This window comes from Nocardia harenae NBRC 108248 (genome assembly GCF_001612885.1).
GTDB classification, from domain to species: domain Bacteria; phylum Actinomycetota; class Actinomycetes; order Mycobacteriales; family Mycobacteriaceae; genus Nocardia; species Nocardia harenae.
Map to the genome: position 1 here is coordinate 672,156 of NZ_BDBH01000007.1, position 20,915 is coordinate 693,070.

At 72.6% G+C, this 20,915-nt stretch carries 22 protein-coding genes and 1 pseudogene; 18 read left to right on the forward strand and 5 right to left on the reverse strand.

Going from position 1 to position 20,915, the window contains the following annotated elements; all coding sequences use genetic code 11:
- Positions 1–92 precede the first annotated feature (92 nt).
- The 9 genes from hisD (at position 93) to hisI (ending at position 7,181) form a co-directional block, all read left to right on the forward strand.
- Positions 93–1,430 carry a histidinol dehydrogenase gene (gene hisD / locus NH2_RS18660; RefSeq protein ID WP_067655453.1) on the forward strand — a complete coding sequence of 446 codons (1,338 nt, stop codon included), beginning with the start codon at positions 93–95 and terminating at the stop codon, positions 1,428–1,430.
- Positions 1,427–2,545, forward strand: a complete 1,119-nt coding sequence (locus tag NH2_RS18665; protein WP_067655456.1) for a histidinol-phosphate transaminase — start codon at positions 1,427–1,429, stop codon at positions 2,543–2,545. Before hisD ends, NH2_RS18665 begins: the two co-directional genes overlap by 4 nt.
- 16 nt (positions 2,546–2,561) lie before the next feature.
- Entirely contained in the window at positions 2,562–3,176 is a 615-nt protein-coding gene (gene hisB, locus NH2_RS18670; RefSeq protein WP_067655459.1) for an imidazoleglycerol-phosphate dehydratase HisB, read from the forward strand.
- Positions 3,173–3,802, forward strand: coding sequence for an imidazole glycerol phosphate synthase subunit HisH (gene hisH / locus NH2_RS18675; protein ID WP_067655462.1), 630 nt, complete (start codon positions 3,173–3,175; stop codon positions 3,800–3,802). The genes hisB and hisH overlap by 4 nt, the downstream gene beginning before the upstream one ends.
- A 66-nt stretch (positions 3,803–3,868) precedes the next feature.
- Positions 3,869–4,399: a hypothetical protein gene (locus NH2_RS18680; RefSeq protein WP_067655465.1), complete on the forward strand. Its 531-nt coding sequence runs from the start codon at positions 3,869–3,871 to the stop codon at positions 4,397–4,399.
- 71 nt (positions 4,400–4,470) lie between these two features.
- A complete protein-coding gene (priA, locus tag NH2_RS18685; protein WP_067655467.1) occupies positions 4,471–5,202 on the forward strand; it encodes a bifunctional 1-(5-phosphoribosyl)-5-((5-phosphoribosylamino)methylideneamino)imidazole-4-carboxamide isomerase/phosphoribosylanthranilate isomerase PriA in 732 nt (243 codons plus the stop codon).
- Positions 5,203–5,205: 3 nt separating this feature from the next.
- On the forward strand, positions 5,206–6,015 hold the full coding sequence (locus tag NH2_RS18690; RefSeq protein WP_067655470.1) for an inositol monophosphatase family protein: 810 nt from the start codon (positions 5,206–5,208) through the stop codon (positions 6,013–6,015).
- Positions 6,016–6,028: 13 nt separating this feature from the next.
- Positions 6,029–6,802, forward strand: coding sequence for an imidazole glycerol phosphate synthase subunit HisF (gene hisF / locus NH2_RS18695; protein ID WP_067655473.1), 774 nt, complete (start codon positions 6,029–6,031; stop codon positions 6,800–6,802).
- A 34-nt stretch (positions 6,803–6,836) separates the two neighbouring features.
- Positions 6,837–7,181, forward strand: coding sequence for a phosphoribosyl-AMP cyclohydrolase (gene hisI, locus NH2_RS18700; protein ID WP_067655476.1), 345 nt, complete (start codon positions 6,837–6,839; stop codon positions 7,179–7,181).
- Here hisI and NH2_RS18705 read toward each other — a convergent pair.
- The 3 genes from NH2_RS18705 to NH2_RS18715 form a co-directional block, all read right to left on the reverse strand.
- The gene (locus tag NH2_RS18705; protein ID WP_084505682.1) at positions 7,178–7,609 is read right to left on the reverse strand and encodes a MarR family winged helix-turn-helix transcriptional regulator; all 432 of its coding nucleotides are present in this window, start codon (positions 7,607–7,609) and stop codon (positions 7,178–7,180) included. The genes hisI and NH2_RS18705 overlap by 4 nt on opposite strands.
- A 204-nt stretch (positions 7,610–7,813) precedes the next feature.
- Complete coding sequence (locus tag NH2_RS18710) at positions 7,814–8,386, reverse strand: permease (protein ID WP_067655483.1); 573 nt, start codon at positions 8,384–8,386, stop codon at positions 7,814–7,816.
- 79 nt (positions 8,387–8,465) lie between these two features.
- Positions 8,466–8,927, reverse strand: a complete 462-nt coding sequence (locus tag NH2_RS18715) for a peroxiredoxin (RefSeq protein WP_067655895.1) — start codon at positions 8,925–8,927, stop codon at positions 8,466–8,468.
- Between the two features lie 79 nt (positions 8,928–9,006).
- Here NH2_RS18715 and NH2_RS18720 point away from each other — a divergent pair, with 79 nt between their 5' ends.
- The 9 genes and pseudogenes from NH2_RS18720 (at position 9,007) to NH2_RS18760 (ending at position 18,984) form a co-directional block, all read left to right on the forward strand.
- On the forward strand, positions 9,007–10,563 hold the full coding sequence (locus NH2_RS18720; RefSeq protein ID WP_067655487.1) for an anthranilate synthase component I: 1,557 nt from the start codon (positions 9,007–9,009) through the stop codon (positions 10,561–10,563).
- A gap of 47 nt (positions 10,564–10,610) precedes the next feature.
- Entirely contained in the window at positions 10,611–11,336 is a 726-nt protein-coding gene (locus NH2_RS18725) for a TIGR02234 family membrane protein (RefSeq protein WP_245650653.1), read from the forward strand.
- A gap of 205 nt (positions 11,337–11,541) precedes the next feature.
- Positions 11,542–12,360, forward strand: a complete 819-nt coding sequence (gene trpC / locus NH2_RS18730; protein ID WP_067655490.1) for an indole-3-glycerol phosphate synthase TrpC — start codon at positions 11,542–11,544, stop codon at positions 12,358–12,360.
- Positions 12,360–13,610 (forward strand): tryptophan synthase subunit beta, encoded by a 1,251-nt coding sequence (gene trpB / locus NH2_RS18735; protein WP_067655493.1) that lies wholly within the window; start codon positions 12,360–12,362, stop codon positions 13,608–13,610. The genes trpC and trpB overlap by 1 nt, the downstream gene beginning before the upstream one ends.
- Complete coding sequence (gene trpA / locus NH2_RS18740) at positions 13,574–14,401, forward strand: tryptophan synthase subunit alpha (protein WP_439951763.1); 828 nt, start codon at positions 13,574–13,576, stop codon at positions 14,399–14,401. Before trpB ends, trpA begins: the two co-directional genes overlap by 37 nt.
- An 83-nt stretch (positions 14,402–14,484) precedes the next feature.
- Positions 14,485–15,600 (forward strand): annotated as a pseudogene (lgt, locus tag NH2_RS30330) (prolipoprotein diacylglyceryl transferase); the annotation flags it as partial.
- Between the two features lie 331 nt (positions 15,601–15,931).
- Positions 15,932–16,450 (forward strand): TM2 domain-containing protein, encoded by a 519-nt coding sequence (locus tag NH2_RS18750; RefSeq protein WP_067655499.1) that lies wholly within the window; start codon positions 15,932–15,934, stop codon positions 16,448–16,450.
- A gap of 163 nt (positions 16,451–16,613) precedes the next feature.
- Positions 16,614–18,032 (forward strand): pyruvate kinase, encoded by a 1,419-nt coding sequence (gene pyk, locus NH2_RS18755; RefSeq protein WP_174552845.1) that lies wholly within the window; start codon positions 16,614–16,616, stop codon positions 18,030–18,032.
- A gap of 76 nt (positions 18,033–18,108) precedes the next feature.
- Positions 18,109–18,984: an acyl-CoA thioesterase gene (locus NH2_RS18760; protein WP_067655901.1), complete on the forward strand. Its 876-nt coding sequence runs from the start codon at positions 18,109–18,111 to the stop codon at positions 18,982–18,984.
- A 63-nt stretch (positions 18,985–19,047) separates the two neighbouring features.
- On the opposite strand, the gene NH2_RS18765 is transcribed toward NH2_RS18760, so the two are convergent.
- Complete coding sequence (locus NH2_RS18765; protein ID WP_067655904.1) at positions 19,048–19,461, reverse strand: hypothetical protein; 414 nt, start codon at positions 19,459–19,461, stop codon at positions 19,048–19,050.
- A gap of 244 nt (positions 19,462–19,705) precedes the next feature.
- Positions 19,706–20,323, reverse strand: a complete 618-nt coding sequence (locus NH2_RS18770; RefSeq protein WP_067655505.1) for an arsenate reductase/protein-tyrosine-phosphatase family protein — start codon at positions 20,321–20,323, stop codon at positions 19,706–19,708.
- Between the last annotated feature and the right edge of the window lie 592 nt (positions 20,324–20,915).

Consider the following 20,915-nt stretch of genomic DNA (forward strand, 5'->3'; position numbering starts at 1 on the left):
CGCTGGGCACTACGGGCGGCCCGGGAAAAGCGCGTGCGCGGGACGGATAGGCTGGTGGCAACCGCCCCCTCGAGACAGGACCGCACACCGAGATGACCACACCCATCGAGCTCGCCCGCGTGGACCTGCGCGGGCGCACGCCCGCCGTGGCCGAGCTGCGCAGCGCGCTGCCGCGCGGGGGCGTCGACGTGGACTCGGTGCTGCCGCGGGTGCGGCCGGTGGTCGAGGCGGTCCGCGATCGCGGGGCCGCGGCGGCGCTGGAGTACGGCGCGACGTTCGACGGCGTCGCACCCGACGCGGTGCGGGTGCGGGCGGACGCGCTGGCCGAGGCGCTGGAGAGGCTCGATCCGCAGGTCAGGGCCGCGCTGGAGGTCGCGATCGAGCGGACGCGGGCGGTGCACGCGGATCAGCGCCGCACCGACACCGTCACCGAGGTGGTGCCCGGCGGCACCGTCACCGAGCGCTGGGTTCCGGTCGAGCGGGTGGGGCTGTACGTGCCGGGTGGCAATGCCGTCTACCCGTCCAGCGTGGTGATGAACGTGGTGCCCGCGCAGGCCGCGGGAGTGGAATCGCTCGTGGTGGCCTCGCCCCCGCAGAAGCAGTTCGGCGGGGCGCCGCACCCGACGGTGCTGGCCGCGGCCGCGCTGCTCGGCGTGCACGAGGTGTGGGCGGTCGGCGGCGCGCAGGCCGTCGCGCTGCTCGCCTACGGCGGCACCGACACCGACGGGCAGCCGCTCGCCCCGGTCGACCTGATCACCGGGCCGGGCAATATCTACGTCACCGCGGCCAAGCGGCTCTGCCGCGGGCTGGTCGGCATCGACGCCGAGGCCGGGCCCACCGAGATCGCCATCCTGGCCGACGCCACCGCCGACCCGGCGCACGTCGCCGCCGATCTGATCAGCCAGGCCGAGCACGACGTGCTCGCCGCCAGCGTGCTGGTCACCGACAGCCCCGCGCTCGCCGACGCGGTCGACGCCGCGCTCACCGCGCAGCTGCCGGTGGTCGAGCACGCCGAGCGGGTGCGCACCGCGCTCACCGGCACCCAGTCCGGCACCGTACTGGTCGACGACATCGCCCAGGGGCTGCGCGTGGTGAACGCCTACGCCGCCGAGCACCTGGAGATCCAGACCGCCGACGCCCCGGCCGTCGCGGCGCGGGTGCGCAGCGCGGGCGCGATCTTCGTCGGCGCGTACGCCCCGGTCAGCCTGGGCGACTACTGCGCGGGCTCGAACCACGTGCTGCCGACGGCCGGTTGCGCGCGGCACTCCTCCGGGCTCAGCGTGCAGACCTTCCTGCGCGGGATCCATGTGGTCGAGTACACCGAGGCCGCGCTGAAGGACGTCGCCGGGCACGTGGTCGCGCTCGCCGACGCCGAGCACCTGCCCGCGCACGGCCAGGCCGTGCGGGCGCGCTTCGAGGCGCTGTCGTGACCGTTCCCGGAATCGGCATCGGCCTCGACGACCTGCCGCTGCGGGCGAACCTGCGCGGCAAGCAGCCCTACGGCGCCCCGCAGCTCAGCGTCCCGGTGCAGCTCAACACCAACGAGAACCCGCACCCGCCCACCCGCGCGCTCGTCGACGACGTGGCCGAGGCGGTGCGCGCCGCCGCCGCCGAGCTGCACCGCTACCCGGACCGGGACGCGGTCGCGCTGCGCACCGATCTGGCCGCCTACCTGACGAAACAGACCGGCATCGCGGTCGACACCGCCAATGTCTGGGCCGCCAACGGCTCCAACGAGATCCTCCAGCAGCTCCTGCAGGCGTTCGGCGGCCCCGGCCGCCGCGCGCTCGGCTTCGTGCCGTCGTACTCGATGCACCCGATCATCTCGGAGGGCATCGACACCGAGTGGATCGAGGCGAAGCGGGCGGGCGATTTCTCCCTCGACGTCGACCACGCGCTGGCCGCCATCGCCGAGCGCAGCCCCGACGTGGTCTTCGTGACCAGCCCGAACAACCCCACCGGCCACAGCATTCCGGCTCCCGACCTGGAGCGCATCCTGGACGCCGCGCCCGGCATCGTGGTGGTGGACGAGGCGTACGCCGAGTTCTCCGCGCAGCCGAGCGCGATCGGGCTCATCGACCGGTATCCGGCCAGGCTGGTGGTCAGCCGGACCATGAGCAAGGCCTTCGCCTTCGCGGGCGGCCGGCTCGGCTACCTGGTCGCCGCCCCCGCCGTGGTGGACGCGCTGCTGCTGGTCCGGCTGCCCTATCACCTGTCGGTGGTCACCCAGGCGGCTGCCCGCGCGGCGCTGCGGCACGCCGCCGAGACGCTCGGCAGCGTGGCCGAGCTCGCCGCCGAACGGGATCGGGTGGCGGCCGAGCTCACCGCGCTCGGCTTCGACGTGGTGCCGAGCGACGCCAACTTCCTGCTCTTCGGCCGGTTCGCCGACGCACCGGCCGGCTGGCGGCGGTACCTGGAGCGCGGCGTGCTGATCCGGGACGTCGGCATCCCCGGCCACCTGCGCGCCACCATCGGCCTCGCCGCCGAGAACGACGAATTCCTGCGGGCGAGCGCCGAGCTCACCGGCGACCTCGCCCCGCGATGACCCCGGAGGGAGCCCGATGAGCAGAACCGCGCGGGTGGAGCGCGTCACCAGGGAATCGAGCATCCTGGTCGAGCTCGACCTCGACGGCACCGGCCGCACCGAGATCAGCACCGGCGTGCCGTTCTACGACCACATGCTCACCGCGCTCGGCGCGCACGGCGGCTTCGACCTCACGGTGCGCGCGCAGGGCGATATCGAGATCGAGGCGCACCACACCGTCGAGGACACCGCCATCGTGCTCGGCCAGGCGCTCGGCCAGGCGCTCGGCGACAAGGCCGGGATCCGCCGCTTCGGCGACGCCTGGATCCCCATGGACGAGACGCTGGCGCATGCCGCGGTCGACGTCTCCGGCCGCGCCTACTGCGTGCACACCGGCGAGCCCGAGCACCTGTTGCACGCGGTGATCCCCGGGTCGGGGCCGGGCGCGCCGTACTCGACCGTGCTCAACCGGCACGTCTTCGAGTCGCTGGCCTCGCACGCCAGGATCGCGCTGCACGTCCGGGTGCTCTACGGCCGCGACCAGCACCACGTCACCGAGGCCGAGTTCAAGGCGGTGGCGCGCGCGCTGCGCGCCGCCGTCGAGCCGGACCCGCGGATCACCGGCGTCCCCTCCACCAAGGGCGTGCTGTGAAATCCGTGGCGCTGCTGGACTACGGCTCCGGCAATCTGCACTCCGCCGAGCGCGCCCTGGTGCGCGCGGGCGCCGAGGTCACCGTCACCGCCGACCCGGACACCGTGCTCGCCGCCGACGGGCTCGTCGTTCCCGGCGTCGGCGCCTTCGCCGCCTGCATGGACGGGCTGCGCGGGGTGCGCGGGGAGCGGCTCATCGGGCAGCGGCTGGCCGGTGGGCGGCCGGTACTCGGCATCTGCGTCGGGATGCAGATCCTCTTCGAGCGCGGGGTGGAGTTCGGCGTCGAGGCCGACGGCTGCGGGGAGTGGCCGGGCACCGTCGACCGGCTCGAGGCGCCGGTGCTGCCGCACATGGGCTGGAACACCGTCGAGGCGCCTGCGGGCAGCGTGCTCTTCGACGGCCTCGACCCGGAGACCCGCTTCTACTTCGTGCACTCCTACGCCGCGCGCAGCTGGGAGCTCCCGGCCGCCGACCACATCGCCCCGCCCCGGCTGACCTGGGCGGACCACGGCGGCCGGTTCCTCGCCGCCGTCGAGAACGGGCCGCTCGCCGCCACCCAGTTCCACCCGGAGAAGTCCGGCGACGCCGGCGCCGCCCTGCTGCGCAACTGGGTTCGCGCGCTCTGAATCTCCGGGTGTCACCGGGGGTTCGCCCCTGATCCGCCCGGGCCGCGCGCTGCCTACCGTCGTCGTATGCGCTCACATCACGTTCTGCCCACGGTGGTCGTCGGCGGCTACGCGGCGGTCGCGAGCCTCGCGTTCGCGGCCACCCTGATCGAGACCACGCTGCTGTACCCCAACATCTTCCGCGACGTCCCCGCCTCGCTCGCGCTCTCCGAGGAGTTCATGAGCGAGGTTGCCATCGGGGATGTCATGCGCCCGCTCGGCGCCGCGCTGCTGTTCACCGCCCTGCTCGCGCTCGCCGCCGCCGTCCGGTATCGCCTCGCCCGCCGCTGGGTGCTGCTCTCCCTGCTCCCGCTGCTCATCGGCCAGGCCGTGCTCTCCATGCTCTACCAGTGGCCCCGCGCCACCATGCTCTTCGACGACCGGGCGCGCTACACCACCGCCGAGATCCAACGCGCCGCCGACGAATTCCTGCTCGGCCACTATGCCCGCATCGGCGCCGCCTTCCTCACCGCCGCCCTCGCCGTCACCGCACTCCTCGTCTGTCACCGCGCCCTCGTCCGCACCGCCGCCCGCCGGGAGGCGCTTCCCGCCGGGTGACCCCGGCGCCCGGAACCCGGTGGCAAACCCCCAGGCCGGGCCGCTCCGCACGCCCGGCTAAGCTGCCTCGGGTGAGTCTCGTACTACTGCCCGCGGTCGATGTCGCCAATGGTGAGGCCGTGCGCCTCGTGCAGGGAGAGGCCGGTAGCGAAACCAGCTACGGCTCACCCCGGGAGGCGGCGCTGGCGTGGCAGGAGGCGGGCGCCGAGTGGGTGCACCTGGTCGACCTGGACGCCGCGTTCGGGCGCGGGTCGAACCGGGAGCTGCTGGCCGGGGTCGTCGGTGAGCTGGACGTCAAGGTGGAGCTCTCCGGCGGGATCAGGGACGACGACTCGCTGCGCGCCGCGCTCGACACCGGCTGCGCGCGGGTCAACCTCGGCACCGCCGCGCTGGAGGACCCGGTGTGGTGCGCGAAGGCCATCGCCGAGTACGGCGACCGGATCGCGGTCGGGCTGGACGTGCGGATCGTGGACGGCGAGCACCGGCTGCGCGGCCGCGGCTGGGTGAGCGACGGCGGCGACCTGTGGGAGGTGCTGGAGCGGCTGGAGCGCGACGGCTGCTCCCGCTACGTCGTCACCGACGTCACCAAGGACGGCACGCTGACCGGCCCCAACCTGGATCTGCTTCGCGATGTCGCGGGCGCGACCGATGCCCCGGTGATCGCCTCCGGCGGCGTCTCCACCCTGGACGACCTGGTCGCCATCGCCGAGCTGGTCGGCGACGGGGTGGAGGGCGCGATCGTCGGCAAGGCGCTGTACGCGGGCCGGTTCACGCTGCCCGAGGCGCTGGCGGCGGTGCGCTGAGCGGTGGGTCTCACCGACGACGATCTGCCCGATCTGCTGGCCATCGCGGACACCATCCTGGACGAGGTCGCCCCGCGCTTCGTCGAGGGGATCGGCGCCCCGAGCGCGATCACCAAGGGCCGCAACGACTTCGCCACCGAACTCGACCTGGAACTGGAGCGCACGGTGAGCGCCGCGCTGCGCGAGCGCACCGGCATCGAGGTGCACGGCGAGGAGTTCGGCGGCCCGCAGCTCACCTCGGGCGCCGCCTGGGTGCTCGACCCCATCGACGGCACCTTCAACTACTCCGCCGGGCACCCGCTCTCCGGCATGCTTCTCGCCCTGGTCCGGGACGGCGAACCGGTGCTCGGCCTCACCTGGCTGCCGCTGCTCGACCGCCGCTACGCCGCCGCGGCGGGCGGCCCGCTGCTGGTGGACGGCGCCCCGGTGCCCCCGCTGGCGCGGGCCGCGCTCGGCGAGTCCATGATCGGCTTCGGCGCCTTCAACGTGGATTCCCGCGGCCGCATCCCCGGACAGTTCCGCTTCGACCTGCTCGGCCCGCTGAGCAGGCTCTCGTCCCGGGTCCGGATGCACGGCTCCACCGGGATCGACCTGGCCTTCACCGCGCACGGGGTGCTCGGCGGCGCCATCGTCTTCGGCCACCACCCGTGGGACAACGCGGCGGGCGTCGCGCTGGTCAGGGCCGCGGGCGGGGTGGTCACCGATATCGCCGGCGCGCCGTGGACCATCACCTCCGGCTCGGTGCTCGCCGCCGCGCCCGGCGTGCACGCCGAGCTGCTCGAGATGATCTGCACGGTCGCCGAGGACGCGTGAGAAAGGTGCCGACATGACGCTGGCCGTGCGGGTGATCCCGTGCCTGGACGTGGACGCGGGCCGGGTGGTCAAGGGCGTGAACTTCCAGAACCTGCGGGACGCGGGCGACCCGGTCGAGCTCGCCGCGACCTACGACGCGCAGGGCGCCGACGAACTCACCTTCCTCGACGTCACCGCCTCCACCGGCGACCGCGGCACCATGATCGACGTGGTCACCAGGACCGCCGAGCAGATCTTCATCCCGCTCACCGTCGGTGGCGGCGTGCGCACCGTCGCGGACGTGGACCGGCTGCTGCGCGCGGGCGCCGACAAGGTCTCGGTGAACACCGCCGCCATCGCGTGCCCCGAGGTGCTGCGCGAGATGTCCGAGCGGTTCGGCTCGCAGTGCATCGTGCTCTCGGTGGACGCCCGCACCGTGCCGGCCGGGCAGCCGGGCACCCCCTCCGGCTGGGAGGTCACCACGCACGGCGGCAAGCGCGGCACCGGGATCGACGCGGTCGAGTGGGCCGAGCGCGGCGCCGAGCTCGGCGTCGGGGAGATCCTGCTGAACTCGATGGACGCCGACGGCACCAAGGCCGGGTTCGACCTGCCGATGATCAGGGCGGTGCGGGCCGCGGTGGTGGTGCCGGTGATCGCCAGCGGCGGCGCAGGCGCGGTCGAGCACTTCGCCCCCGCGGTGCACGCGGGCGCGGACGCGGTGCTGGCGGCCAGCGTCTTCCACTTCGGCGACCTGACCATCGGGAACGTCAAGGATTCCCTGCGCGACCAGAAGATCGTGGTGCGTTGACCGGCGAGCTGAACCGGTTGCGTATAAAGACAGCATGAGCCTGGATCCGACGATCGCCGCCCGCCTCAAGCGCAACGAGGCGGGGCTGGTGTCCGCGGTGGCCCAGGAGAAGGCCACCGGCGCGGTGCTCATGGTCGCCTGGATGGACGACGAGGCGCTGGCCCGCACCCTGGCCACCCGCAGGGCCACCTACTACTCGCGCTCCCGGCAGCAGTACTGGGTCAAGGGCGAGACCTCGGGGCACACCCAGTACGTGCACGAGGTGCGGCTGGACTGCGACGGCGACACCGTGCTGCTGGTGGTCGACCAGGAGGGCGCGGCCTGCCACACCGGCACGCACACCTGCTTCGACGGCGATCAGCTGCTCGCCGAGGTCTAGGGGCGGTCCTGGTTCTCCTGGTCGAGCATGTCGGTGAGGTGCCGGGAGAGCGTGTCGACCACCCGGGCGAGTTCGCGGGTGGTCTCGGAATCCAGCGCGTCGAAGACCAGCCTGCGCACTGCCTCGAGGTAGCCCGGCGCGACCTCGACCACCTTGACATACCCGGCATCGGTGAGGACGGCCCGCACACCACGCTTCCCCGAGGTCGCGGTGCGCTGCACCCAGCCGAGCCGCTCCAACTTCGAGATCACATGCGAGAGCCGGGATAACGACGCATTTGCCTTGTGTGCCAGCTCGCTCATCTGCAAACGGTGCCCGGCCTCCTCGGAGAGGAGGGTCAGCACCCAGTACTCGAAATGCGTGACCCCGAATTCCCGCTGCAGCCGGGTGTCGAGCGCACCGGGCAGCCGCGTGGTCACGGTGACCATCGCGCGCCAGGCGCGCTCTTCGACCGGGTCGAGCCATTTCGTCACTGCCTGCCTACTTTCGGAGCCAAGTGACGTGGGGAGAAGGTTCAGCCGGGCTGGTTCGGCGCGGAATTCACTGCAACGTGCATTCACAGTCACTCGCGTCAGCGAGTTTGCCACGGTGATGCTCGAGCGTCAGGAAGATACCCGGTTCCGTGAAAACACTCACAAACCGCCGGAATCGGTCGCCGGCTCGGCCCGCACGGGTTCGACCACCCGGCCCGCGCCTCGGCGGCGGCGCACTCCGCGCCGGGTGAGCAGCGCCGCGACGACCGCGAAGAGCGCCCCGGCGAGGATCGCGCCGGTGAGCGAGGCGCCGCGGAAGGCGGGGGCGTCGACGTCGAGGATGCGCTCGCCCGCGTGCGCGGCACTGCCGGTGCCGAGCACCACGGTCAGCGTGAGCAAATTGGGGACGGCGGCGAGTAGGGCGAGCAGCGCGGCGGCGCCCGCCAGGAACCGGCCGCCCCTGCGCCGCCAGCCGAGGCCGGCGGCGAGCAGCAGGAAGAGGGTGAGCGCGGTGCCGACGCCGCCGTAGAGCAGGCCCCAGCCGATGCCCTTGGCGAAGCTGCCGTCCACCGCCGAGGCCAGGCGCTGGGCCCACCAGCGGGGCAGGAAGGCGGCCAGGATCAGGTACGCGGCCACCAGCACCGCGAGCAGCGCCACCAGCGCGATCGCCCGGTTGCGCCACACCACCGTGGCCGGCTTGCGCCGCCCGACCGGGACCTCGCTCGCTGTCATGGATCCAGGGTAGGCCGGTTCACCGGGCGGCGGTGTCCCCTTCGGGGGCCCGGTGCCGGGCGCGGACCGGGTTCGCCCGCTACTTCGCGCGGTCGCGGAGGAACTGCAGGGCGTCGTCGGCGTGCACGGCGGCGCGCAGCTCGCTGGCGATCACGGTGAGCACGGTGCGGTCGGTGTCGATCACGAAGGTCTGCCGCTTCACCGGCGCCAGCTTGCCGAGCAGCCCGCGCTTGACGCCGAACTCCTTCGCCACCGCGCCGTCGGCATCCGAGAGCAGCGGGTACCCGAGGTTCTGCTTGCCCGCGAACCCGGACTGGACGTCCACCGAGTCGGTGCTGATCCCGGCGCAGCTCGCGCCGAGCGCGGCGAACTCGCCGGCCAGGTCGCGGAAGTGGCACGCCTCCGCGGTGCACACCGGGGTGTTGGCGGCGGGGTAGAAGAACAACACCAGCGGTCCGTCGGCGAGCAGCGCGTCGAGCGAACGGGGTGTACCGGACTGATCGGGGAGCTCGAACTGCGGAGCGAGCTGGCCTGTCTGCATGAACACCGACCCTACCGGCCGTGCGGCCGGTCGGCCGGGGGCTCGATTCTCGTTTGCGGCCAACTGGGATGATGGCCCGATGCACGCCGCGCCGACCCCAGCCACCACGTCCCGCGCACGCTTCCACGAGCTGGCCGCGGAGCACCGCGTGGTCCCGGTGACCCGAAAGGTTCTCGCGGACTCCGAGACCCCGCTCTCCGCCTACCGCAAGCTGGCCGCGAGCAGGCCGGGCACCTTCCTCTTCGAGTCGGCGGAGAACGGGCGCTCCTGGTCGCGCTGGTCGTTCATCGGCGCGGGCAGCCCGTCCGCGCTCACCGTGGCCGACGGCGAGGCCGCCTGGCTCGGCGCCACCCCGGCCGACGCCCCGGTCGGCGGCGACCCGCTGACCGCCCTGCGCGACACCCTCGAGCTGCTCCGCACCGAGCGGATCCCCGGGCTGCCGCCGCTCACCGGCGGCATGGTCGGCTACCTCGGCTACGACGCGGTGCGCCGGATGGAGCGGCTGCCCTCGCTCGCCGCCGACGACCTGCAGCTGCCCGAGATGGTGCTCATGCTCGCCACCGACCTGGCCGCCTTCGACCACCACGAGGGCGCCATCACGCTCATCGCCAACGCGGTGAACTGGAACGGCACCGCCGACCGGGTGGACGCGGCCTACGACGACGCCGTCGCCCGGCTGGACCGGATGACCGCCGCGCTCGCCGCCCCCGCCGCCTCGACGGTCTCGGTCTTCGACCAGCCCGAGCCGGATTACCGCAGGGCAAGGACCAGCGACGAGTTCGGCGCCGACGTGCGCAGGCTGATCGGCGAGATCGAGGCGGGCGAGGCCTTCCAGGTGGTGATCTCGCAGCGCTTCGAGATGGACTTCGACGGCGAGCCGATCGACCTCTACCGCATGCTGCGCGCCGCCAATCCGAGCCCGTACATGTACCTGCTGCAGATCCCGGACGCCGCGGGCGGGACCGCCTTCTCGATCGTCGGCTCCAGCCCGGAATCGCTGGTCACCGTGGTGGACGGGGTCGCGACGACGCACCCCATCGCGGGCACCAGGTGGCGCGGGGCCACCGAGGAGGACGACCTGCTGCTGGAGAAGGGGCTGCTGGCGGACGAGAAGGAGAATGCCGAGCACCTCATGCTCGTCGACCTGGGCCGCAACGATCTGGGGCGGGTGTGCCTGCCTGGCACCGTCCGGGTCACCGAGTACCGGCACATCGAGCGGTACAGCCACGTCATGCACCTGGTCTCCACGGTCTCCGGGCACCTCGCGCCCGGCAGGATCGCGCTGGACGCGGTGCGCGCCTGCTTCCCGGCGGGCACGCTCTCCGGGGCGCCCAAGGTGCGGGCCATGCAGCTCATCGAGGAGCTGGAGCCCACGCGGCGCGGGCTGTACGGGGGCGTCGTCGGGTACCTGGATTTCGCCGGGGACGCCGATACCGCCATCGCCATCAGGACCGCGCTGGTGAAGGACGGGATCGCCTACGTGCAGGCGGGGGCGGGGGTGGTCGCCGACTCGGTGCCGCAGTACGAGGACGACGAGGCGCGGAACAAGGCGATGGCGGTGCTGCGGGCGGTGGCCGCCGCGCGGACGGTCCGGCCGTTCGGGGCCGAGGCGCTGGTCAGCGACGGCGCGCTGTGAGCGGGGAATCGGAAGAACCGGGCCGGTCGGACTCCGCGGCGGACGCGGTGGCGAGCGATGTCGGCGGGCGGGCGGTCGGCGTGCGGGGCAGGCGGCGGTTTCCGGTGGGGCCGGTGCTGCTGCTCGCCGTCGCGGCGGGGCTCATGTGGGTGGCCTCGCGGATGACCTGGGTGACCGTGACCTCGTCGGACGGGCTCACCGAGCCGCGCACCGACGAGCTGGCAGGCGGCACCTGGTTCGGGGCGCTCACCCCGCTGGCGCTGGTGCTGCTCGCCGCCATCGCGGCGGTCTTCGCCGCCCGCGGGTGGCTGCGGCGGTTGCTCGGGGTGCTGGTCACGCTGGTGGCCGCGGTGACGGCGGTGCCGCCGTTCGCGCTGCTCACCGACTCCGGTGACCCGGGGCAGCGCGGGGCCACGCTGGCCGAGCTGCCCGGCCGGGCCGAGGTGACCGGCGTGCAGACCGCGGTGTTCCCGGCGGTGCTCGCGCTCGCCGCCGCGCTCGCCGCCTTCGCCGCGGGCGTGCTGCTGGCCCGGATGCCGCGCGAGTCCGCCGAGCTCTCCGGGCGGTACGACGTCCCCGCCGTGCGCCGCGCGGCGGCCGGGGCGGAGCTGGACAAGGCCAGGTCGGGCGAGGATGCCGAGCTCACCGAGCGCGTCCTCTGGGACGCCATCGACGCCGGTGCCGACCCCACCGCCGACCCGGCCCCCCGCGATCCGGCCGCGCCGCCGACCGGCGCGGACGGTGACCGGCCTCGCGGCGGGGGAGCGGAGTGACGGGGCGCACGTCCCGGAGCGCCGCCGCCGCCCGCACCGCGCGAACGCGGCTCCGGCCCGGTGGGAGCGCGGATCGGGGCGGCAACCACGGACCCGATTCGGGCCGCCGGTACCCGGGCATTTATTCTTGGTCGGCATCGGTGAGACAGCGCCTGAAGGGATTCTCCGGCAGCAAGTCCGTCTCCCCAGAAAGGATTCGAGCCAGATGACGGTACTCGACTCGATTCTCGACGGGGTCCGCGCGGACGTGGCCGCTCGCGAAGCCGTGACGGATTTCGCCGCGATCAAGGCCGCGGGCGCCGCCGCGCGCCCCGCCCTCGACGCCAGGGCCGCGCTGCTCGAGGACGGTATCGGAGTCATCGCCGAAGTCAAGCGCGCGAGCCCGTCCAAGGGCTCGCTGGCGACCATCACCGATCCCGCCGCGCTGGCCAAGGCCTACGAGGACGGCGGCGCGCGGGTGATCAGCGTGCTCACCGAGGAGCGCCGCTTCCACGGCTCGCTGGACGACCTGGACGCCGTCCGCGCCGCCGTCTCCATCCCGGTGCTGCGCAAGGATTTCGTCGTCGGGCCGTACCAGATCCACGAGGCGCGGGCGCACGGCGCCGACGTCATCCTGCTGATCGTGGCCGCGCTGCAGCAGGACGTGCTCGCCTCGCTCATCGACCGCACCGAATCGCTCGGCATGACCGCCCTCGTCGAGGTGCACACCGAGGAGGAGGCGGACCGCGCGCTGGAGGCGGGCGCCTCGGTGATCGGCGTGAACGCCCGCAACCTCAAGACGCTCGAGGTGGACCGCGACGTCTTCTCCCGGATCGCCCCCGGGCTGCCGACCGAGGTCATCCGGATCGCCGAGTCCGGCGTCCGCGGCACCGCCGACCTGCTCGCCTACGCGGGTGCGGGCGCGGATGCCGTCCTGGTCGGCGAGGGGCTGGTGACCAGCGGCGACCCGCGCGCCGCCGTGCTCAAGCTGGTCACCGCAGGCACCCACCCGTCCTGCCCGAAGCCGGCCCGGCGGGGCCGGTGATGGCCGGGCTGCCGCGGGCAAGCGCGGGCGTCGCCGAGCACAGCGGGCACGAGCCGGACACCGGCGGCCACTTCGGCGTCTACGGCGGCAGGCATGTCCCCGAGGCGCTGATGGCGGTGATCGAAGAGGTCACCGCCGAGTACGAGAAGTGCCGCGCCGATCGCACCTTCCTGGACGAGCTGGACCGGCTGCAGCGCGATTACACCGGCCGCCCGTCGCCGGTCTTCGAGTGCACCCGGCTGGCCGAGCACGCGGGCGGCGCCCGCATCCTGCTCAAGCGCGAGGATCTGAACCACACCGGCTCGCACAAGATCAACAACGTGCTCGGGCAGGCGCTGCTGGCCAAGCGCATGGGCAAGAAGCGGGTGATCGCCGAGACCGGCGCCGGCCAGCACGGGGTCGCCACGGCGACCGCCTGCGCGCTGCTCGGGCTGGAGTGCGTGATCTACATGGGCGCGGTCGACACCGCGCGGCAGGCGCTGAACGTCGCCAGGATGCGGCTGCTCGGCGCGGGCGTCGTCTCCGTGGAGACCGGCTCGCGCACGCTCAAGGACGCCATCAACGAGGCGCTGCGCGACTGGGTATCCCACGCCGACGACACCTACTACTGCTTCGGCACCGCCGCGGGCCCGCACCCGTTCCCGCTGCTGGTCCGGGATTTCCAGCGGATCGTCGGGCTGGAGGCGCGGGAGCAGGTGCAGGCGCACACCGGCAGGCTGCCGGACGCCGTCGTCGCCTGCGTCGGCGGCGGCTCCAATGCCATCGGCATCTTCCATCCCTTCATCGACGACGCCGGGGTCCGGCTGATCGGCTACGAGGCGGCGGGCGACGGCGTCGAGACCGGGCGGCACGCGGCCACCTTCACCGGCGGCACCCCCGGCGCCTTCCAGGGCGCCTACTCGTACCTGCTGCAGGACGAGGACGGCCAGACCATCGAGTCGCACTCCATCTCCGCCGGGCTCGACTACCCCGGCGTCGGCCCCGAGCACGCCTACCTCAAGGACATCGGCCGCGCCGAGTACCAGCCGGTCACCGACGCCGAGGCGATGGCGGCGCTGCTGCTGCTCAGCCGCACCGAGGGGATCATCCCGGCGATCGAGTCGGCGCACGCCGTCGCGGGCGCGCTGCGGCTCGGCAAGGAGCTCGGGCCGGGCGCGATCATCCTGGTGAACCTCTCCGGCCGCGGAGACAAGGACATGGACACCGCCGCCCGCTGGTTCGGGCTCTTCGACGAGGGGCAGGAAGCGTGAGTTCGCGTCTCGCCGGTACGTTCGCGGCCGCCCGCGCCGAGGGCAGGGCCGCGCTCATCGGCTACCTGCCCGCCGGGTACCCGGATGTGGACGGCTCCATCGCCGCCTGCCGGGCGCTGGTCGAGGCGGGGTGCGACATCGTCGAGGTGGGGGTCGCGTACTCCGATCCGGTGATGGACGGGCCGACCATCCAGGTCGCCGCCGAGCAGGCGCTGCGCAACGGGGTCCGGGTGCGCGACGTGTTCCGGGTGGTCGAGGCGATCACCGCCGCGGGCGGGCAGGCCGTGGTGATGAGCTACTGGAATCCGGTGCTGCGCTACGGGATCGACGCCTTCTCCCGTGATCTCGCCGCCGCCGGTGGGGCCGGGATCATCACCCCGAACCTCATTCCGGACGAGGCGGGGGAGTGGTTCGCGGCCTCCGACGCGCACGGGCTGGATCGGATCTTCCTGGTCGCGCCGTCCTCCACCGAGGAGCGGCTGGTCATGACGCTCGAAGCGTCCCGCGGGTTCGTGTACGCCGCGTCCACGATGGGCGTGACCGGGGCGCGGGATGCCGTTTCCTCGGCGGCGCCGGAGTTGTGCGCGCGGATCCGGGCGCACAGTGATATCCCGATCGGGGTCGGGCTCGGGGTTCGTTCCGGGGCGCAGGCCGCGGAGATCGCGGCGTACGCCGACGGGGTGATCGTCGGGTCCGCGCTGGTCACCGCAGCGGGGGAGAGCCTGGATGCGGTGCGGGCCTTGACCGCCGAGCTCGCCGAGGGTGTTCGCTCCGCGACGGTCACCTCCTGAAGTAGGAATTCGCACCCCGTCACCCCTGCCCGGGCGGGTTGCCGAGCGGCTCGGATACGGTGGCGGTCGTGACCTCACGAGTCCTGGCAGACAGTCTTTCCGGCGCGGCCGACGTGCTGGCCTACATTCCGAGTCCCGCGCAGGGTGTCTGGCAGCTGGGGCCGTTCCCGTTGCGCGCCTACGCCCTCTGCATCATCGCGGGGATCGTCGTCGCCATCTGGTGGGGTGAGCGGCGCTGGCGGGAGCGCGGGGGGCAGCCGGGAGCGGTGCTCGACATCGCCATGTTCGCGGTGCCCTTCGGGCTGATCGGCGGCAGGCTCTACCACGTCGCCACCGACTGGCAGAAGTACTTCGGGCCGGACGGGAACGCGGTCGACGCGCTCAAGATCTACCAGGGCGGGCTCGGGATCTGGGGGGCGGTCGCGCTCGGCGCGGTCGGCGCCTGGATCGGCTGCCGGATCTACAAGATCCCGCTGCCCGCCTTCGGTGACGCCGTCGCCCCCGCCATCCTGCTGGCCCAGGCCATCGGGCGGCTCGGAAACTGGTTCAACCAGGAGCTGTACGGCCGGGAGACCGAGGTGCCGTGGGGGCTGGAGATCTACCGCCGGGTCGGCGACGACGGCAGGCTGGACATGATGGGCGGGGTCTCCACCGGTGTCGTGGACAAGGTCGTGCACCCGACCTTCCTCTACGAGCTGCTGTGGAATGTGGTTGTGGTGATCGCGCTGGTGTACGTCGATCGGCGGTACCGGATCGGGCACGGGCGGCTCTTCGCGCTGTACGTGGCGGGGTACAGCTTCGGGCGGTTCTTCGTCGAGCTCATGCGGGACGACGAGGCCACGCTCATCGCCGGGATCCGGATCAACTCGTTCACCTCGGCGGTGGTGTTCCTGCTCGCCGTCGCGTACTTCGTCTTCGCCACCAAGGGGCGGGAGAGCGCCGAGCAGTTGCAGCCTGCGGCCGGGCGGCCGTGGCCGTGGCAGTTCGGGGCCCTGCGCACCTACGCGGCGGCGAAAGCCGTTCCGGGCGACCCCGATGGGGGCGAGGCGTCGGATGCCGAGGAGCCGGGCGGTGCCGAGGATGCGGCGGCCGGTGCCTCGACGGCGACCGACTCCGGCGCGGCGAAGGGCACCACGGATTCCGCCGAGGCGGAGGCCGCGACGGGGGCCGTCGACGTGACGAAGGCGGCCGCCGCGGATTCTGCGGGCGGAGCCGCGCCCACCCCGAAGACCCCGGTGGGGGAGAAGCCCGAACCCCCCGCGGCGGCCCCGGCGGCGACGCCGGAGAGCACGACCTCGCCGGGGGCGAAGGCCACCGAAACCACGCCCGATCCCGATCTCGCGAAATCATCCGGCGAATCCGGCAACGCCGACGCGACGCCGCGCGATAACGGAACCGAGAGCGGCGCGGAGTCCGGCGCGACGAAATCGAGTGGTTCACGCCAGAATGACTCGTGACCGTCGCGGCTCGGTGCCGCTCGGATCAGCACACGGGGCCTGAGCAAGGCGCCCGCACGACGGAGGAGGACGTGTGACCGACCCCTATCAGAGCAACCCGGGTGGCCCCCAGTACGGCCCGCCGGGCACCGGCCCCGACTTGAACAAGTCCGGCGAGCAGCCGCAGCAGCCGTACGCCCAGTCCGATCCGTACGGCCAGCAGCAGTACGGCCAGCCCCAGCCGTACGGCCAGCCGCCGCAGCAGTACGGGCAGCCGCAGTACGGCCAGCCCGACCCGTACGCCAACCCCGGCGCCTACCCGGCCCCGTACCCGCAGGGCTACAACCCGAACGACCCCGAGGCGCCGTACGGCCGCGACCCCTACGGCGTCCCGCTCTCGGACAAGCAGAAGCTGGTCGCCGGGCTGCTGCAGATCTTCGTCGGCTACTTCGGCGTCGGCCGCTTCTACCTCGGCTACACCACGATTGGCGTGCTCCAGGTCGTGGTCAGCGTCGTCACCTGCGGTATCGGCGCGGTCTGGCCGCTGATCGACGGCATCCTCATCCTCATGGGAAAGGTGCCCGACCCCCAGGGCCGCCCGCTGCGGGACTGACTCCTCGCCTCCCCGGGACGTCACCGCCTGTCGCGGTGGCGTCCCGGTCCGTCTCCGTCCGGCGCCGCGGCGCTCCCGGCACGGTGCCCGGTGAGCACCCGTTCACAAGAGATTCACTGCGCCGAGGAGGGGCCGGGGCGCGGGCAGGACTAGTCTCGACGCCGTGATGCGACGGACGAAGATTGTGTGCACTCTCGGACCGGCCACTGCCTCCGAGGACCGTATTCGCGAACTCGTCGAGAGCGGCATGGACGTGGCCCGGCTGAACTTCAGCCACGGCGAGCACGCGGACCACGCCGAGAACTACAAGAAGGTGCGGCAGGCGTCCGACCACGCCGGTCGCGCCGTCGGCATCCTGGCCGACCTACAGGGCCCGAAGATCCGGCTGGGTCGCTTCACCGAGGGCCGCACCACCTGGGCCACCGGCGAAGAGGTCCGGATCACCGTCGACGAGGTCGACGGCAGCCACGACCGCGTCTCCACCACGTACAAGGAGCTGGCCAAGGACGCCAAGGCCGGGGATCGGCTGCTGGTCGACGACGGCAAGGTCGGGCTCACCGTCACCGGGGTCGACGGCAACGACGTGATCTGCCGGGTCACCGAGGGCGGCCCGGTCTCCAACAACAAGGGCGTCTCGCTGCCCGGCATGAACGTCTCGGTGCCCGCGCTCTCCGAGAAGGACATCGAGGACCTGGAGTTCGCGCTCGAGCTCGGCGTCGACTTCATCGCGCTCTCCTTCGTGCGCTCGCCCTCCGATGTCGAGCTGGTGCACGACGTCATGGACCGGGTCGGGCGCCGGGTGCCGGTGATCGGCAAGCTGGAGAAGCCGGAGGCCATCGACAATCTGGAGGCCGTGGTGCTGGCCTTCGACGCGGTGATGGTGGCCCGCGGCGACCTCGGCGTCGAGCTGCCGCTGGAGCAGGTGCCGCTGGTGCAGAAGCGGGCCATCCAGATGGCGCGGGAGAACGCGAAGCCGGTGATCGTGGCGACCCAGATGCTGGAGTCCATGATCGAGAACTCGCGCCCGACCAGGGCCGAGGCCTCGGATGTCGCCAATGCGGTGCTGGACGGCGCGGATGCCGTCATGCTCTCCGGCGAGACCTCGGTCGGCGCCTACCCGATCGACACCGTGCGCACCATGGCGCGGATCGTGCACGCGGTGGAGTCCGAGTCCACCACGGTGCCGCCGCTGACCCACGTACCGCGCACCAAGCGCGGCGTCATCTCCTACGCCGCGCGCGATATCGGCGAGCGGCTGAACGCCAAGGCGCTGGTCGCCTTCACCCAGTCGGGTGACACCGTGCGCCGTCTCGCCCGGCTGCACACCCCGCTGCCGCTGCTCGCCTTCACCCCGCTCCCGGAGGTGCGCAGCCAGCTCTCGCTCACCTGGGGAACGGAGACGTTCCTGGTCCCGACGGTGCACAGCACCGACGCCATGATCAAGCAGGTGGACTCCGCGCTGCTCACAATGAACCGCTACCAGCGTGGTGACCTGGTGGTCATCGTGGCCGGGGCGCCGCCCGGGACCGTCGGTTCCACTAACCTGATCCACGTACACCGGATCGGTGAGGAGGACCATTAGTGAGTGACCTATCCGCTGCCATGTCCGTCCCGGCGACGGGCGGTGCGCAGCCGTGACCCCGTCGGTCCCCGGCGCGATGGAGGCCGGGACCGATCTCCACGTGCTGCTCGACCTCCTCGATCTCGAGGAGGTCGGGCCGGACGTGTTCGTCGGGCAGCACCCGGAGAAGGTGTGGAGCCGGACCTTCGGCGGCCAGCTGGTCTCGCAGGCCATCGTCGCCGCGGGCCGCACCGTCGGCGACCGCCCGGTGCACGCCGTGAACGCGCACTTCGTGCGGGGCGGCGACGTCAAGAAGCCGATCGAGTACCACGTCGAGCGGCACCGCGACGGGCGCGCCTTCGCCAATCGCACCGTGACCGCGAGCCAGGACGGGCAGGAGCTGTTCGTCATGCTCGCGGCGTTCCAGGAGTGGGGGCGCGGGCTGGAGCACGCGCACGAGCGCCCCGACGTGCCGGATCCGGAGAACCTGCCGCGCATCGAGCAGAGCTTCGCGGGGTTCGAGGACAAGCTGGAGATGTTCGTGAACGCCCCGCGGCCGATCGATCTCCGCTACACCAACGATCCGTCCTGGATTCTCAAGGGCACCGGGGAGAAGCTCAACCACAACCGGGTGTGGATGAAGGCCGACGGCACGCTGCCCGACGATCCGCTGCTGCACAACGCCACGCTCGGCTACTCCTCGGACACCACCGTGCTCGACTCCATCATCACCACGCACGGGCTCTCGTGGGGGCTGGATCGGATCGTCGCCGCGACGGTGAACCACTCGATCTGGTTCCACCGGCCGTTCCGCTTCGACGAGTGGACGCTGTACGCCACCGAGTCGCCGGTGGCGGCGGGGTCGCGCGGGCTGGCGACCGGGCGGTTCTACGCGCGCACCGGCGAGTTGCTCGCGACCACCGTGCAGGAGGGTGTGATCCGGCACTTCCCGCCGCGGCGGCCGAAGGGGTAGTGCCGCGGTGCGGGGTTGTCCGCCGGTGCGGGTGCGGCGGCTCGCCGCGCCCGCGGCCGTGGGTCAGATGCGCTCGCGCTCGGTGTCGAGGTCGACGTCGGTGCGCTGCGAGGCGCTGAGCGTGAACGGGATCTCCGGTTCGTCGCGCGGCACCGCGTAGAGCGCGAGCAGCAGCGTGTGCTCCAGCGTGGCGATATCGTCGTCGGTGAGCTCGGCCGGGGCGCCGACCAGGCTCAGCGCGATCTCGTAGCAACCGCGCGCACCCGGGTCGAGGTCCGGGTTGTCCGCCCGCCAGCGGGATTCCAGCGCCGCGTGCCTCGGGTCGTCGGCGTCGACCGGCAGGGTGAAGCGCCAGGCGAAGACGTCCCGCTCCGCCAGGTGCGCGTCGACCGCCTCGCGCACCGCGCGGACCACGTGGTCGAGGGTCTCGGGGGTGAGGTAGACGTGGAGCGAAACATCCGAAATCCGCTTCGGCATGCCTGATTCCTGTCCTCGGGTCGCGCCGGAACCGGCGCAGGGCTCGTCCGCGGGGAGTGTAGCGCCGAGATTCGCGGCGCGGACCGGCACCACGCCGGAGCAGACGATCGGCGCGGTGCCGCGCGGCGGGCGGCGGGTGTGCGGTGGCGGCAGCTCGCGGGGGCGCCCGCCGGAGCGTGCCGCCGCGTCGTCGCTGCGGGCCCGCGGGAATCGGTGCCGTCGCACCGCCGCCGCGGCGGCTCGGTCATCGGGTGCGGTTGGCGGCGAGGAAGGCCGAGAGCGGCGCCTGCGGCTGCGGCCGGATCACCAGCCCGAGCTGCACCTCCTCCACCGGCCGCTGCTGCTCGTACGGGGCGAGCGCGAGCAGCAGCGGCACCACCGCCTCCGCGATCCGGTCGCCCACCTCGCAGTAGGACTGCGCCGACAGCCCGATCGGATCCGCGATGTTCTCCCGGTGCACGTACGCCAGATCGTTTCGCGCGGCGTGCAATTCGCCGATCGTCCGCGCCCCCGTGAGCTTCGCGATGCGCCGCGCCTCCAGCAGCGTGAAGGTCCGCGCCGGCGCCCCGAACCCCATCGCGGCCGCCTGGTCCCTGATCTGATCGGTCATGGTCAGGATGAGATCGGCGCGGTCCACCATCTCCGGCGTCAGCTTCCGCGCCTTGAACCCCTCCGGATCGCCGCCGAGCCCGGCGATCGCTTGCGCCGCAAGCGGTTCCACCGGGAACCCGACCAGCGCGCGGGTCCCCGCGCTCTCCGCGGTGAGCCGCGGCAACTCGTAGTCGACCGCGAGGGCGCGGGTGAGCCGCTCGGCGATCGCCGAACGGCAAACGTTGCCATTGCAGACGAACAGGACGTGCATGGGACAACGGTATGCAGGTCACAGCGGTGTCACGACCCCGCGCAGCGGGAAATCACACCCCGCCCGACAAGAGTTCATCCGCAGGTCGGATACCGTACACGGGCGCTCGGGAACCCCTCCCGGGGTTTTGTATCAGGTGGAAGCGCCGCAGGGCAAGAACCGGGGTTTCCAGCTCTGAGAATGTCGGCTTCGCGGTACCGGCGGCGGAGTCGTTCGCCTTCCGAACGAAATGGCGAACATCACCCTTACGGCCTCGGATAGGGGCGAGGCGGTGGTCGGCTGCGACGGAAGTGTCAGCGTCACCCCGCCGATCCCGAACAAGTCCTTGTTCGGCAACGTCACCGGCGATTCGTTCGGCATCGAGGCCACCGAATGGAGTTCCGGCGGCGACCATCAGGGCACCGGACTTCGACGGCGCCGAGCTCACCCGCGACGGACTCCGTCGAAGCTCCGCCGCGATTCGCTACGGGTTCGCCGTCCGATGGATTCGCCGGCCCGAGGGCGGCTTCCCCCGCTGAGAGTGCCGGACGCCGGAGGCACGCTGCCGCGCACACGATTTACGGCATGCGCGACGCGATGAATTGCCCCCTGG

Bases quoted from the DNA above. Each gene is read 5' to 3' on its own strand.
- NH2_RS18680 (WP_067655465.1), top strand. From the start codon at position 3,869: ATGCGCTCACATCACGTTCTGCCCACGGTGGTCGTCGGCGGCTACGCG.
- hisI (WP_067655476.1), top strand. From the start codon at position 6,837: ATGAGCCTGGATCCGACGATCGCCGCCCGCCTCAAGCGCAACGAGGCG.
- NH2_RS18715 (WP_067655895.1), bottom strand. From the start codon at position 8,927: ATGCAGACAGGCCAGCTCGCTCCGCAGTTCGAGCTCCCCGATCAGTCC.
- trpB (WP_067655493.1), top strand. From the start codon at position 12,360: ATGGCCGGGCTGCCGCGGGCAAGCGCGGGCGTCGCCGAGCACAGCGGG.
- NH2_RS18765 (WP_067655904.1), bottom strand. From the start codon at position 19,461: ATGCCGAAGCGGATTTCGGATGTTTCGCTCCACGTCTACCTCACCCCC.
- NH2_RS18770 (WP_067655505.1), bottom strand. From the start codon at position 20,323: ATGCACGTCCTGTTCGTCTGCAATGGCAACGTTTGCCGTTCGGCGATC.
- NH2_RS18760 (WP_067655901.1), top strand. From the start codon at position 18,109: ATGGAGGCCGGGACCGATCTCCACGTGCTGCTCGACCTCCTCGATCTC.
- NH2_RS18710 (WP_067655483.1), bottom strand. From the start codon at position 8,386: ATGACAGCGAGCGAGGTCCCGGTCGGGCGGCGCAAGCCGGCCACGGTG.
- hisD (WP_067655453.1), top strand. From the start codon at position 93: ATGACCACACCCATCGAGCTCGCCCGCGTGGACCTGCGCGGGCGCACG.
- NH2_RS18720 (WP_067655487.1), top strand. From the start codon at position 9,007: ATGCACGCCGCGCCGACCCCAGCCACCACGTCCCGCGCACGCTTCCAC.
- hisF (WP_067655473.1), top strand. From the start codon at position 6,029: ATGACGCTGGCCGTGCGGGTGATCCCGTGCCTGGACGTGGACGCGGGC.
- NH2_RS18705 (WP_084505682.1), bottom strand. From the start codon at position 7,609: ATGGTCACCGTGACCACGCGGCTGCCCGGTGCGCTCGACACCCGGCTG.
- hisB (WP_067655459.1), top strand. From the start codon at position 2,562: ATGAGCAGAACCGCGCGGGTGGAGCGCGTCACCAGGGAATCGAGCATC.
- trpC (WP_067655490.1), top strand. From the start codon at position 11,542: ATGACGGTACTCGACTCGATTCTCGACGGGGTCCGCGCGGACGTGGCC.